The following is a 13,465-nucleotide window of genomic DNA, read 5'->3' on the forward strand; positions in this document are numbered from 1 at the left end:
GATGGCGTTTTTAGTATGATTTGACTGAGCCTGTCCGACTACACGTCTAGGTTTGCTACTTTCAGCGCGTTCTCTTCGATGAAGTTACGACGCGGCTCAACTTGGTCACCCATTAGCGTTGTGAACAATTGGTCTGCGCCTACCGCATCTTCAATGGTTACTTGCATCATGCGACGTGTCTCTGGGTCCATTGTGGTTTCCCAAAGCTGATCTGGGTTCATCTCACCTAGACCTTTATAGCGCTGTAGGCTTAGACCACGACGCGACTCTTTGATTAGCCACTCAAGTGCCGATGCAAAGCTCGATACTGGCTGAGTACGCTCACCACGCTTGATGTAAGCACCTTCTTCTAGCAGGCCGTCTAGTGCTTCAGATAGATCCGCTAGCTTGCCGTACTCTTTCGAGTTCAGTAGGTCGATGCTCAGTGCGTAATCATGAGTCACACCGTGAGTACGTACGATGATCTTAGGTAGGTTTAGACCTAGCTCTTCGTGTTGCTCAACTTCGAAGCTGTATTGGCTTGCACCCACTTCTTTCGCGTTTAGCTGTTCAACTAGCTGTTTTGTCCACGCTTCTACTGCTGCAGCATCGTGACATTGCTCTGCCGTTAGACGCGGCGTGTAGATTAGCTCATGAACTAGCGCGCTTGGGTAACGGCGGCTCATGCGATCCGCTAGCTTGATACCAGCGTTGTATTGCTGAACTAGCTTCTCTAGCGCTTCGCCTGCCAATGCTGGCGCTTCTGCGTTTACGTGTAGTGACGCGTTATCAAGTGCCAAAGCAACTTGGTATTGGTTCATCGCGTCTTCGTCTTTGATGTACTGCTCTTGTTTGCCTTTCTTCACTTTGTAAAGCGGTGGCTGAGCAATATACACATAGCCACGCTCGATAAGCTCTGGCATTTGACGGTAGAAGAAGGTCAACAGTAGCGTACGGATGTGCGAACCATCGACGTCAGCATCGGTCATGATGATGATGTTGTGGTAACGCAGTTTGTCCGGGTTGTACTCGTCACGACCGATACCACAGCCTAGTGCAGTGATCAGCGTTGCTACTTCTTGAGAAGACAGCATCTTGTCGAAACGCGCTTTTTCTACGTTAAGAATCTTACCTTTTAGCGGTAGGATTGCTTGGTTCTTACGGTTACGGCCTTGTTTTGCGGAGCCGCCTGCCGAATCACCCTCCACTATGTATAGTTCAGAGAGTGCTGGATCTTTTTCCTGACAGTCTGCAAGTTTGCCTGGCAGACCAGCTAGATCTAGTGCGCCTTTACGACGAGTCATTTCACGAGCTTTACGCGCGGCTTCACGAGCACGAGCTGCATCGATGATTTTCGAACAAACCATCTTCGCTTCAGTCGGGTTCTCAATCAGGAACTCAGACAGTTTCTCACCCATTGATGATTCAACCGCTGACTTCACTTCAGAAGAAACCAGTTTGTCTTTAGTTTGGCTTGAGAACTTAGGATCAGGCACTTTAACCGAAACAACCGCAGTTAGACCTTCACGCGCATCATCACCAGAAGTTGCTGTTTTCGCTTTCTTAGAGAAGCCTTCTTTGTCCATGAAAGAGTTCAGTGTACGCGTTAGCGCTGCACGGAAACCGGCAAGGTGAGTACCACCATCGCGTTGTGGGATGTTGTTAGTGAAACAGTAGATGTTCTCTTGGAAACCGTCATTCCACTGCATCGCCACTTCTACCGAGATACCATCTTCGCGCTCAAAATCGAAGTGGAAGATTTTCTCAATGATTGGAGTTTTGTTGGTGTTTAGGTGCTCAACGAACGCTTGAATACCGCCTTCAAACATGAAGTGGTCACTCTTATCTGCTTCACGCTCATCAACCAGCTTGATAGAAACACCTGAGTTTAGGAAAGAAAGCTCACGTAGACGTTTTGCTAGGATATCGTAATGGAATTCGATATTTGTGAAGGTTTCAGCGCTTGGCCAGAAGCGGATCTGTGTACCCGTTTGGTCAGTATCACCAATTACTGCTAGTGGCGCTTGAGGCTCACCGTGATGGTAAGTTTGCGTATGGATATGACCGCCGCGGTGGATAGTCAGAACCACTTTTTCAGACAGTGCGTTTACTACTGAAACACCTACGCCGTGAAGACCGCCCGATACTTTGTATGAGTTATCGTCGAACTTACCACCAGCGTGAAGTACCGTCATGATAACTTCTGCTGCTGATACTTTTTCTTCTGGGTGCATTTCTGTTGGAATGCCACGACCATCATCCGTAACTGAAACCGAGTTGTCCTCATGAATTGTCACAACGATGTCTTTACAGTGACCTGCCAACGCTTCATCAATTGAGTTATCCACCACCTCGAAGACCATGTGGTGAAGACCAGTGCCGTCGTCCGTGTCGCCGATGTACATACCTGGACGCTTACGTACCGCATCCAGACCCTTCAGTACCTTAATACTCGATGAATCGTAATTTTCAGACATGAGTTTCTCTCTTCTAGTTTGACTCTATCCTGCCATGTTCCACATGAAACAATTTGCCCGTATCGTCCAACATATCGGCGATTTGGCTTTCAGTGATAGAGCTTACAAATACTTGTGCGCCCGTCTCTTTCAAGCAGTCAGCTAGACGCTTGCGACGTTGGCTGTCTAATTCCGACGCAAAGTCGTCAATTAGGTAAATACATTGTTTGCCGGTCATTTCGGTAAGGTGTTGCCCCTGCGCCACACGCAAAGCACACACCATGAGTTTTAATTGACCGCGTGACAAAACGTCCTCAACGGGCGTTCCGTTCACTTTAATGCGCAGATCAGCTTTATTCGGACCACTAAAGGTGTAACCCAATGACTGATCACGCTCGAAATTTTTTTTCTAGTATCTCATGATAAGGGGTATCTTTGTCCCATCCACGATAATACTTTAATTGGATCTCAAATTCTGGCAAAAATGTCTGACAGATGGTTTCCGCTACGCTTTTCATCTGTTCGATGTACAGCGCCCGCCATTGACTGATATTTTCAGCCAAACGTGCCATCTCTTGATCCCAATAACTGAGTTCGCGATAACTTCTGGCAGTTTTAAGCAGTGCATTACGTTGCTTGTTAAGACGCTTGAAACGTCCCCATGCATCATAGAAAGCGGGCTCAGTGTGAAAAACGCCCCAGTCGATGAATGCGCGACGATGTTTTGGACCATCCGTTAGTAGATCAAACCCTTCCGGATGTATCAACTGCAAAGGCAAAACTTGTGCAAGTTGCGCCAGTTTTTGTCCAGATTGACCGCCTATTTTAACCTCTGTTGAGCCATCACGCTGCTTATTAATGCCGATAGGTAGCTCAAATTGATCCGAGTTCAAAAAACGACCATGAACAAACAGCTCGTCACACTCATTTTGGATAACTCGACCCGTCAGCGAACTCTTGAAAGAGCGTCCATGTCCGAGCAAGTAAATTGCTTCTAGAACACTGGTTTTACCGCTGCCGTTCGGCCCAATAAGAAAGTTAAAGCCTGCTGATAGGTCAATATCACAGGCTTTAATGTTTCGAAACTGCTGAATGATGAGGCGAGAAAGTGGCATTCAGATGGCTTATAGACGGATTGGCATCACCACGTACATTGCACTGTCGTCGTCTGCGTTTTCAATCAACGCACTGGCGTTGGCATCCGACATCGACACACGCACGTTGTCGCAACGCAGGGTATTAAGTACATCAAGCACGTAGCTTACGTTGAAGCCGATCTCGATAGCGTCACCTTCAAAGGTCACGTCGAGCATTTCTTCCGCTTCTTCTTGCTCTGGGTTGTTAGCGGTAATGCGCATTTCACTGCCCGCAAGATTTACACGAACACCACGGAATTTTTCGTTAGAAAGAATCGCAGCGCGTGAGAAAGCCTGACGCAGTTCATCACAACCGGTTTCCAACGTTTTGTTGGTACTTTGTGGCAATACGCGGCGATAGTCAGGGAAACGACCATCAACCAGCTTAGAAGTGAAGATAAAGTTGTTCACTTCTGCACGCACGTTTGAGCTACCGATTTGTAGCACAACAGGTTGCTCTGGTGCGTCCATCAGTTTAACCAACTCTTGTACACCTTTACGTGGCACGATGATTTGCTTCTGCGCAAAATCCGCACCGAGCTGAGTTTGAGATACCGCCATACGGTGACCGTCAGTAGCTACGCTGCGTAGCGTCGTACCATCGATTTCAAACAACATGCCGTTTAGGTAGTAACGAACGTCTTGGTTCGCCATTGAGAATTGCGTTTTTTCGATCAGCGTACGCAGATCAGACTGAGTCAGTGATACTTCCACTTCACTCTGCCAATCTTCGATGTTCGGGAAATCGTTCGCTGGAAGTGTTGCCAATGAGAAACGGCTACGGCCAGAACGAACTTGCACGCGATCGCCTTCTAGTACGAAGGTGATGATAGAGTCATCCGGCAGACCACGGCAGATATCAAGAAACTTACGAGAAGGAACGGTAATGCTGCCCGCTTCGAAATCCCCTTCTAGAGTCACTTTGCTCACCAATTCCACTTCCAAATCGGTCGCGGTCATGGATAACACGTTCTCTTCTACTTTAAGCAGTAGGTTACCCAGAATTGGTAGGGTTGGTCGGCCACCTAGTGCGCCCGAAACCTGTTGTAGCGGTTTGATTAAATGACTACGTTCAATGGTAAATTTCATGCTTGGCTCTTTACGCTGTCAGCTCAATTAATGATTTGCTTAGAATACTGTCATTCTAACCGATTACGAAGACAGGGTGCGAATCAAGTTAGAGTAATCTTCTTTAATATCGTGGCTCTCTTCACGCAGCTGCTCAATCTTGCGACATGCATGCAGTACCGTGGTGTGGTCACGACCACCAAACGCATCGCCAATTTCTGGCAAGCTGTGATTGGTCAACTCTTTTGCCAACGCCATCGCCAACTGACGAGGACGAGCAACCGAGCGAGAGCGACGTTTAGATAGTAGGTCAGCAACCTTAATCTTGTAATATTCAGCGACCGTCTTTTGAATGTTATCGATCGTCACCAATTTCTCTTGCAGAGCAAGCAGATCGCGCAGCGCTTCACGAACAAAATCAATCGTAATTGGGCGGCCAGTAAAGTTTGCGTTTGCGATTACGCGGTTCAGTGCACCTTCCAGTTCACGAACGTTAGAGCGTAGACGCTTAGCAATAAAGAACGCCACTTCATCCGCTAAGTGGATTTGGTGGTCTTCAGCTTTCTTCATCAAGATCGCCACACGAGTTTCTAACTCAGGCGGCTCGATCGCGACGGTTAGACCCCAACCGAAACGTGATTTCAGACGATCTTCTACACCGCTGATCTCTTTTGGATAACGGTCAGATGTCAGGATGATCTGTTGGTTACCTTCTAATAGTGCATTGAAGGTATGGAAGAATTCTTCTTGTGAGCGCTCTTTATTAGCAAAGAATTGGATGTCATCGATAAGTAGCGCATCAACACTGCGGTAGTAGCGTTTGAATTCTTCAATCGCGTTGTTTTGCAGTGCTTTCACCATATCTTGCACAAAACGCTCAGAGTGCATGTACACCACTTTTGCGTTGGGATTGTTATCCACAATCGCGTTACCTACCGCGTGCAAAAGGTGGGTTTTACCCAAACCTGTACCACCGTATAAGAATAGTGGGTTATAGGCTGCGCCTGGGTTATCCGAAACTTGACGAGCAGCAGCAAGACCCAATTGGTTCGACTTACCTTCTACGAAGTTGTTGAACTTGTGTTTTGGGTTCACGTTTGAACGGTGGTTGATGTCAGCGATCGCTTGCGCGTCGTCATCCCACGTTTTATGCACAGGCTTACGTGCTTGCAGTTGAGCAGGCGCTGAAGATTCTGCAGCCACGTCTGCCGGCGTACGTGTCGGTGCCGGTTTTGGTGCTGCAACTGGGCGACTGCCCACTTCAAAGCGCAGGCTAGGTACGTCGTTACCACAGTATTCTTGCAGTAAACGATTGATGCTGTTCAGGTACTTGTCGCGAACCCAATCCAACACGAAGCGGTTAGGTGCGAACAGAGTGAGAGTATTGTCATTGAGCTCCGCTTGTAACGGACGAACCCACATGCTGAATTCTGTAGCTGGTAGCTCTTCTTGAAGCTGCTGCAAACATTGCAACCAAAGCGAAGATGACACGGTGCCCCCACTGAGTATTTGAATTATCGGAAAAGACTGGCAATTTTACCTGTTGATAACCAAGATCGCCAGCAATTGATCGACGATCCAGTGAATAAGATCTAAGTTATTCACAATATTTTCGCTCAACTTAGAGAGATCAACACATCTTGCCCCAAATTTGCCCACACAACGATCCACATTTGGGCAAAATAGGCCAGATCGAGCGATTGGTGATAACTCTGTGTATGAATTTCTGTTCACTGATATTTTTCGATCGTCATTTCCACTCTTTCCGATCGTTTTTTCATCATTTATCCCTATATCTTGGCTACTATCTATACCAAATAAGATCTTATTACTCTGAGGTCTAGGTTATTGCACTTGGTTATTTATTTAATTGAGCTAACTGACAGTAGTATTTCCAACCATAAAAGTATGGAGATGTATTATGAAAAACTGGATTAAGGTTGCCGTTGCAGCCATCGCTTTGTCTGCCGCGACCGTTCAAGCGGCAGTCGACACTGCCGCTACTGAAGTAAAAGTAGGCATGTCTGGCCGTTACTTCCCATTCACCTTTGTGAAGCAAGATAAGCTGCAAGGCTTTGAAGTGGATATGTGGGATGAGATCGGTAAACGTAACGATTACAAGATCGAATACGTCACAGCGAACTTTTCTGGTTTATTTGGCCTACTAGAAACGGGCCGTATTGATACCATCTCGAACCAGATCACCATGACAGATGCGCGTAAGGCGAAATACCTATTTGCTGACCCATACGTAGTAGACGGTGCGCAAATTACCGTGCGTAAAGGCAACGACAGTATTCAAGGTGTCGAAGATCTAGCAGGCAAAACCGTTGCAGTTAACCTAGGCTCTAACTTTGAGCAGTTGCTTCGCAGCTACGACAAAGACGGTAAGATCAACATCAAGACTTACGATACAGGTATTGAACATGATGTGGCACTAGGTCGTGCTGATGCCTTCATCATGGACCGTTTGTCTGCTTTAGAACTGATTAAAAAGACAGGTCTACCGTTACAACTTGCGGGCGAACCATTTGAAACGATTCAAAACGCTTGGCCATTCGTTGATAACGAAAAAGGTCGTAAGCTACAAGCGGAAGTGAATAAAGCACTTGCAGAAATGCGCGCAGACGGAACAGTAGAGAAGATTTCAGTGAAATGGTTTGGTGCCGACATCACGAAGTAAACTTCTCTTCTTTTAGGACGCAGAGCTTTATCTCGCGTCCTTTTTTAACTCAATGACAAGGTGGAACTTCGTATTCCACCTTTTCTTTTCTCAAGGTAAGTCGTATGGGATTTGATTTTAATTACATGTTGGAACTGCTGCCAATACTGCTCAAGTATCTTGGCACAACCATGGAAATGGCCACATGGGGATTGGTCTTTTCACTGATTCTGTCCGTCATTTTAGCGAACATTCGCGTATTTAAGCTGCCAGTTCTCGATCAATTGAGCCAACTTTATATCAGTTTCTTCCGTGGTACCCCACTTTTAGTACAACTGTTTTTGCTTTACTACGGCTTACCGCAAATCTTCCCGTTCATGGTGGGTATCGATGCCTTTTCAGCCGCAGTGATTGGTTTGACATTGCACTTTGCCGCTTACATGGCAGAGAGCATTCGTGCCGCCATCATTGGTATTGATCGCAGTCAAATGGAAGCAAGCTTGTCGGTCGGTATGACAACCACACAAGCGATGCGCCGTGTGATTTTACCGCAGGCAACCCGTGTCGCACTGCCTTCATTGATGAACTATTTCATCGATATGATTAAGTCCACCTCCCTCGCCTTCACGCTTGGAGTGGCTGAAATCATGGCTAAAGCGCAAATGGAAGCCTCTTCTAGCTTCCGCTTCTTTGAAGCTTTCCTTGCCGTTGCTCTGATTTACTGGGGTGTGGTGGTTATCCTGACTCGAGTACAAATTTGGGCAGAGGCGAAATTGAATAAGGCGTACGTACGATGATCAAATTAGAAAATATCCACAAACGCTTTGGCGAAACAGAAGTCCTCAAAGGTATTGATCTCGATATCAAGCAAGGTGAGATCATCGTTATTATTGGCTCAAGTGGTACGGGTAAATCGACCCTATTGCGCACCGTTAACTTCTTAGAGCAAGCGGATGAAGGTCGCATTACCATCGATGACATCTCCGTCGATACACAAAAATATACCAAAGCCGAAGTATTGGCTCTGCGCCGCCGAACTGGGTTTGTTTTTCAAAACTATGCCCTATTTGCTCATATGAACGCGCGTCAGAACATCGCTGAAGGCTTGATCACGGTACGCGGTTGGAAAAAAGAAGACGCTCTCAAGCGTGCTCAAGAAATTCTGGATGACATCGGTCTTGGCGATAAAGGAGAAAGTTATCCAGCGGCTCTGTCTGGTGGACAACAACAACGTGTGGGTATCGGCCGAGCGATGGCGCTACAACCGGAACTGCTGCTTTTTGATGAGCCAACGTCTGCGCTGGATCCGGAATGGGTCGGAGAAGTTCTCTCATTAATGAAGAAGTTAGCTAATCAACATCAGACCATGTTGGTGGTTACACACGAGATGCAATTTGCCAAAGAAGTGGCGGATAGAGTGATCTTTATGGCCGACGGCAACATTGTTGAACAAGGTTCTCCACAAGATATCTTCGATAATCCACAAGATCTTCGTTTGAAAAAATTCCTTAACCAAGTTGGAATAGAGTAAAGATCAAGCATCAAGATCAATCGATCCTTGAGATTTTACTCACACTACGTATAATCGCCCGGCCGGAATTTCGTACTCATGAGTCATTGACACATTATGTGAGTGTGATTACAATTCCGCCTCTTTGTTGAGAGGCGTCGGTTGTTCTTCTTTAATAAAGAGCTTCTTTATATAAAGAAAGCAAAATGCCCACGCCGGGTTTAACAAGAACCTAAAACTACTGATCAGTAAAGGTAATTATCATGAAACGCACTTTTCAACCTACAGTTCTAAAGCGCAAGCGTACTCACGGCTTCCGTGCTCGCATGGCAACTAAGAACGGTCGTAAAGTTATCAACGCACGTCGTGCAAAAGGCCGTGCGCGCCTATCAAAATAATCGCTAGTTTATTTTGAACACGTACGCGTTTAATCGGGAGTTACGCTTGTTAACTCCCGAGCATTATCAAAACGTCTTCCAGCAAGCTCATCGAGCTGGCTCGCCTCATTTCACCATCATTGCTCGCAATAACAAACTTTCTCACCCACGATTAGGTTTAGCTGTTCCGAAAAAGCAAATCAAAACTGCTGTCGGTCGTAACCGTTTTAAGCGTTTGGCTCGTGAAAGCTTTCGTAACAATCAACATCAGCTTCCAAATAAAGATTTTGTTGTGATCGCGAAGAAAAGCGCGCAAGATTTAAGCAATGAGGAATTATTTAAGTTGTTTGATAAGCTATGGCATCGCCTGTCTCGCCCTTCACGTGGATAGCCATTGGGCTCGTTAATCTTTATCGCTGGTTTATCAGCCCTCTGATTGGTCCTCGCTGCCGGTTCACACCAACTTGTTCCACTTACGCGCTAGAAGCTTTGAGAGCTCACGGTTTTGTAAAAGGATGTTGGTTATCAGGCAAACGTCTATTAAAATGCCACCCTTTGAATGAAGGGGGGTATGACCCCGTTCCACCAGTCCAAAAACAAGACAGAGATAACTAACGATGGATTCTCAACGTAATATCCTGCTCATTGCTCTGGCACTGGTTTCTTTCTTGCTGTTCCAACAGTGGCAAGTCGCAAAGAACCCAGCACCTCAAGCAGTTGAACAGGCTCAATCAAGCAGTACTCTACCTGCACCATCTTTTGCTGACGAGCTAGACCCAGTTCCTGGTCAACAGCAAGCTTCTGCAAAAACTATCACAGTAACGACTGATGTTTTAACTCTGTCGATCGACACCGTTGGTGGCGATGTGGTACATGCCGACCTAAACAAATACTCTGCTGAACTTGATTCATCAGACCCATTCGTTCTGCTAAAAGACACTAAAGGTCACCAGTTCATCGCGCAAAGCGGTCTAGTGGGCCCTCAAGGTATCGACCTAAGCAGCACTAACCGTCCTCACTACAACGTGAGCGCAGACAGCTTTACTCTAGCTGACGGTCAAGACGAACTACGAGTTCCAATGACATTCACTGCGAACGGTATCGAATACATCAAGACTTACGTATTTAAACGTGGCAGCTACGCGCTAAACGTAGAATACGATGTCGTGAACAACTCTGGTAACAACGCGACATTTGGTATGTACGCTCACTTGCGTCAAAACCTAATGGACGCTGGTGGTAGCATCACAATGCCTACTTACCGCGGCGGTGCTTACTCAACAGAAGACGTTCGCTACAAGAAATACAGCTTTGAAGATATGCAGGATCGTAACCTGTCTATCAACCTAGCAGATGGCCAAGGTTGGGCAGCAATGATCCAACACTACTTCGCTGCAGCTTGGATCCCACGCAACGAACCAGGTACTAACCTGTACACTCGCGTAATTGGTAACCTAGGCGACATCGGCGTACGTATGCCAAACAAAACTATCGCAACGGGCGACCAAGCGAAGTTTGAAGCAACACTATGGGTTGGTCCTAAGCTACAAAACGAAATGGCAGCAGTGGCCCCAAACCTAGACCTAGTAGTGGACTACGGCTGGCTATGGTTCATCGCTAAACCACTTCACTCACTACTTGCTTTCATCCAAAGCTTTGTGGGTAACTGGGGTGTGGCAATCATCTGTTTGACCTTCATCGTTCGTGGTGCAATGTACCCACTAACGAAAGCGCAATACACGTCTATGGCGAAAATGCGTATGCTACAGCCTAAGCTGCAAGCAATGCGTGAGCGCATCGGTGATGACCGTCAGCGCATGAGCCAAGAGATGATGGAACTGTACAAGAAAGAGAAAGTGAACCCACTGGGTGGCTGTCTACCTCTTATCCTACAGATGCCTATCTTCATCGCGCTTTACTGGGCACTAATGGAATCGGTTGAGCTACGTCACTCACCATTCTTCGGTTGGATTCACGACCTTTCAGCACAGGACCCATACTACATCCTGCCGCTACTGATGGGTGCGTCAATGTTCCTAATCCAGAAGATGAGCCCAACAACAGTAACGGATCCAATGCAGCAGAAGATCATGACCTTTATGCCGGTTATGTTTACCTTCTTCTTCTTGTTCTTCCCATCAGGCCTAGTTCTATACTGGTTGGTGTCGAACATCGTTACGCTTATCCAGCAAACTTTGATTTACAAAGCGCTGGAGAAAAAAGGCTTACACACTAAGTAACCTTGATAGAAAAGCATAAGAAAGGCGGCCAAAAGGTCGCCTTTTTGTTTTTGGCTGATTACAATTCAGCTAATTAATTGGTTCTGGCTCCCTAGAGGTGTAAACCCTATAGCCCAGCTCAAAAGGCAAGATTATGACTACAGATACGATTGTCGCTCAGGCTACCGCACCCGGTCGTGGTGGTGTCGGCATTATTCGTGTTTCAGGCCCTAAGGCCAATCAAGTGGCGCTAGAAGTCACAGGTAAGACGCTAAAGCCTCGCTACGCAGAGTATCTGCCATTTCAAGCGGAAGATGGCACCGTGCTAGACCAAGGCATTGCCCTGTACTTCCCTAACCCACATTCGTTTACAGGCGAAGACGTACTTGAACTGCAAGGCCACGGTGGCCCTGTGGTAATGGATATGCTGATTAAGCGTATCTTGGGTATCGACGGCGTACGTGCCGCTCGACCTGGTGAGTTCTCAGAACGCGCCTTCCTAAACGACAAGATGGACCTAACTCAAGCAGAAGCGATTGCCGACCTGATTGATGCCAGCTCAGAAGAAGCAGCAAAATCAGCACTGCAATCACTGCAAGGCCAGTTCTCACAACGCATCCAAACGCTGGTGGAATCTCTGATCCACTTACGTATCTACGTGGAAGCGGCCATTGACTTTCCAGAAGAAGAAATCGACTTTTTGGCCGATGGTAAAGTGTCTGGTGACCTACAAACAATCATCGATAACCTCGATGCAGTACGTAAAGAAGCCAACCAAGGCGCGATCATGCGTGAAGGCATGAAAGTCGTGATTGCAGGCCGACCTAATGCGGGTAAATCAAGCCTATTGAACGCTCTATCCGGCAAAGAGTCCGCTATCGTTACCGATATCGCCGGTACTACGCGTGACGTATTGCGTGAACACATTCATATCGATGGCATGCCTTTACACATCATCGATACTGCTGGTCTGCGTGATGCCTCTGATGAAGTAGAGAAAATCGGTATCGAACGTGCATGGGATGAAATCGCCCAAGCAGACCGTGTTCTGTTTATGGTTGATGGCACCACAACCGACGCAACTGATCCAAAAGACATTTGGCCAGACTTCGTTGATCGCTTGCCAAACAGTATTGGCATGACGGTGATCCGCAACAAAGCGGATCAAACCGGTGAAGAAATGGGGATCTGCCATGTAAACGATCCGACTCTGATTCGCCTTTCTGCAAAAACAGGCGCAGGTGTGGATGCTTTGCGTACTCACTTAAAAGAGTGTATGGGCTTCTCAGGCAATACGGAAGGCGGCTTTATGGCTCGTCGTCGTCACCTAGATGCGCTAGAACGTGCTGCTCAACATCTTCAAATCGGCCAAGAACAGCTTGAAGGCTATATGGCTGGCGAAATCTTGGCAGAAGAGCTGCGCATTACTCAGCAGCACTTGAATGAGATTACCGGAGAGTTCAGCTCTGATGACCTCCTCGGCCGAATCTTCTCCTCATTCTGTATCGGTAAATAATCAAAACACGCGGTGTTAAGCATAGGTTTAACACCGCGTTTCTTTTTGTACTGGCGCTAATAACACGTTGGCGTCAGTGAGGCTCAATAAAGGAAGACACATGATCCACATTATTACAGGCAGTACGTTAGGTGGCGCAGAATACGTTGGTGATCACCTAAGTGATCTACTCAATGAGAACGGTTTTGAAACAACGATCCACAACCAGCCGGAGTTGTCTGCGATCGAAAACCAAGGCACTTGGTTGGTGATCACTTCAACTCACGGCGCGGGTGAATACCCAGATAACATTCAGCCTTTCATTGCTGCATTACAAAACACACCGCCTAAGATGGCGGACGTAAAGTTTGCTGTGATAGCGATTGGTGACTCAAGTTACGATACGTTCTGTGCTGCAGGCCAACATGCTTACGACCTGTTAGAAGACATTGGCGCAACGCCAATCACAGACTGCTTGAAGATTGATGTACTTAGCCACGACGTACCTGAAGACGCCGCAGAAGTGTGGTTGAAGGAAAATCTGGCTCGCTTTTCTGCTTAAT

Annotated in this window: 12 protein-coding genes and 1 pseudogene; 9 read left to right on the top strand and 4 right to left on the bottom strand. The window is 47.0% G+C overall.

Annotated elements, in window-relative coordinates; all coding sequences use genetic code 11:
* Positions 1 to 38 precede the first annotated feature (38 nt).
* From gyrB to dnaA, 4 genes and pseudogenes are all read right to left on the bottom strand, one after another.
* Positions 39 to 2,456, bottom strand: a complete 2,418-nt coding sequence (gene gyrB / locus KHO06_RS16750) for a DNA topoisomerase (ATP-hydrolyzing) subunit B (protein WP_212581901.1) — start codon at positions 2,454 to 2,456, stop codon at positions 39 to 41.
* Positions 2,457 to 2,469: 13 nt separating this feature from the next.
* A pseudogene (gene recF, locus KHO06_RS16755) lies at positions 2,470 to 3,550 on the bottom strand (DNA replication/repair protein RecF).
* A 9-nt stretch (positions 3,551 to 3,559) separates the two neighbouring features.
* Positions 3,560 to 4,660, bottom strand: coding sequence for a DNA polymerase III subunit beta (gene dnaN, locus KHO06_RS16760; RefSeq protein WP_012126666.1), 1,101 nt, complete (start codon positions 4,658 to 4,660; stop codon positions 3,560 to 3,562).
* Between the two features lie 63 nt (positions 4,661 to 4,723).
* Positions 4,724 to 6,130, bottom strand: coding sequence for a chromosomal replication initiator protein DnaA (gene dnaA / locus KHO06_RS16765; protein WP_005532851.1), 1,407 nt, complete (start codon positions 6,128 to 6,130; stop codon positions 4,724 to 4,726).
* Between the two features lie 430 nt (positions 6,131 to 6,560).
* On the opposite strand from dnaA, the gene KHO06_RS16770 reads away from it, so the two are divergent.
* The 9 genes from KHO06_RS16770 to mioC all read left to right on the top strand — a co-directional run bounded on the left by KHO06_RS16770 (position 6,561) and on the right by mioC (position 13,464).
* Entirely contained in the window at positions 6,561 to 7,322 is a 762-nt protein-coding gene (locus KHO06_RS16770) for an amino acid ABC transporter substrate-binding protein (RefSeq protein WP_043883062.1), read from the top strand.
* Between the two features lie 104 nt (positions 7,323 to 7,426).
* Positions 7,427 to 8,098, top strand: coding sequence for an amino acid ABC transporter permease (locus tag KHO06_RS16775; RefSeq protein WP_005451049.1), 672 nt, complete (start codon positions 7,427 to 7,429; stop codon positions 8,096 to 8,098).
* Positions 8,095 to 8,832 (top strand): amino acid ABC transporter ATP-binding protein, encoded by a 738-nt coding sequence (locus KHO06_RS16780; RefSeq protein ID WP_212581902.1) that lies wholly within the window; start codon positions 8,095 to 8,097, stop codon positions 8,830 to 8,832. Before KHO06_RS16775 ends, KHO06_RS16780 begins: the two co-directional genes overlap by 4 nt.
* A 242-nt stretch (positions 8,833 to 9,074) precedes the next feature.
* The gene (gene rpmH, locus KHO06_RS16785) at positions 9,075 to 9,209 is read left to right on the top strand and encodes a 50S ribosomal protein L34 (RefSeq protein WP_005378825.1); all 135 of its coding nucleotides are present in this window, start codon (positions 9,075 to 9,077) and stop codon (positions 9,207 to 9,209) included.
* 46 nt (positions 9,210 to 9,255) lie between these two features.
* Positions 9,256 to 9,579, top strand: coding sequence for a ribonuclease P protein component (gene rnpA, locus KHO06_RS16790; RefSeq protein WP_009699098.1), 324 nt, complete (start codon positions 9,256 to 9,258; stop codon positions 9,577 to 9,579).
* The gene (gene yidD / locus KHO06_RS16795; protein ID WP_005451046.1) at positions 9,546 to 9,803 is read left to right on the top strand and encodes a membrane protein insertion efficiency factor YidD; all 258 of its coding nucleotides are present in this window, start codon (positions 9,546 to 9,548) and stop codon (positions 9,801 to 9,803) included. Before rnpA ends, yidD begins: the two co-directional genes overlap by 34 nt.
* Positions 9,804 to 9,805: 2 nt before the next feature.
* Entirely contained in the window at positions 9,806 to 11,428 is a 1,623-nt protein-coding gene (gene yidC, locus KHO06_RS16800) for a membrane protein insertase YidC (protein WP_010444766.1), read from the top strand.
* A gap of 133 nt (positions 11,429 to 11,561) precedes the next feature.
* Positions 11,562 to 12,923, top strand: a complete 1,362-nt coding sequence (mnmE, locus tag KHO06_RS16805) for a tRNA uridine-5-carboxymethylaminomethyl(34) synthesis GTPase MnmE (protein ID WP_038892423.1) — start codon at positions 11,562 to 11,564, stop codon at positions 12,921 to 12,923.
* A 100-nt stretch (positions 12,924 to 13,023) separates the two neighbouring features.
* Entirely contained in the window at positions 13,024 to 13,464 is a 441-nt protein-coding gene (gene mioC, locus KHO06_RS16810; protein ID WP_005424936.1) for an FMN-binding protein MioC, read from the top strand.
* Position 13,465: the final 1 nt, after the last annotated feature.

This window comes from Vibrio sp. B1FIG11, assembly GCF_905175335.1.
Classification (GTDB): Bacteria; Pseudomonadota; Gammaproteobacteria; order Enterobacterales; family Vibrionaceae; genus Vibrio; species Vibrio campbellii.

Coding starts and splice junctions, on each gene's coding strand:
- gyrB (WP_212581901.1), bottom strand. CDS start 2,456: ATGTCTGAAAATTACGATTCATCGAGTATTAAGGTACTGAAGGGTCTG.
- dnaN (WP_012126666.1), bottom strand. CDS start 4,660: ATGAAATTTACCATTGAACGTAGTCATTTAATCAAACCGCTACAACAG.
- KHO06_RS16770 (WP_043883062.1), top strand. CDS start 6,561: ATGAAAAACTGGATTAAGGTTGCCGTTGCAGCCATCGCTTTGTCTGCC.
- KHO06_RS16775 (WP_005451049.1), top strand. CDS start 7,427: ATGGGATTTGATTTTAATTACATGTTGGAACTGCTGCCAATACTGCTC.
- KHO06_RS16780 (WP_212581902.1), top strand. CDS start 8,095: ATGATCAAATTAGAAAATATCCACAAACGCTTTGGCGAAACAGAAGTC.
- rpmH (WP_005378825.1), top strand. CDS start 9,075: ATGAAACGCACTTTTCAACCTACAGTTCTAAAGCGCAAGCGTACTCAC.
- yidD (WP_005451046.1), top strand. CDS start 9,546: ATGGCATCGCCTGTCTCGCCCTTCACGTGGATAGCCATTGGGCTCGTT.
- yidC (WP_010444766.1), top strand. CDS start 9,806: ATGGATTCTCAACGTAATATCCTGCTCATTGCTCTGGCACTGGTTTCT.
- mnmE (WP_038892423.1), top strand. CDS start 11,562: ATGACTACAGATACGATTGTCGCTCAGGCTACCGCACCCGGTCGTGGT.
- mioC (WP_005424936.1), top strand. CDS start 13,024: ATGATCCACATTATTACAGGCAGTACGTTAGGTGGCGCAGAATACGTT.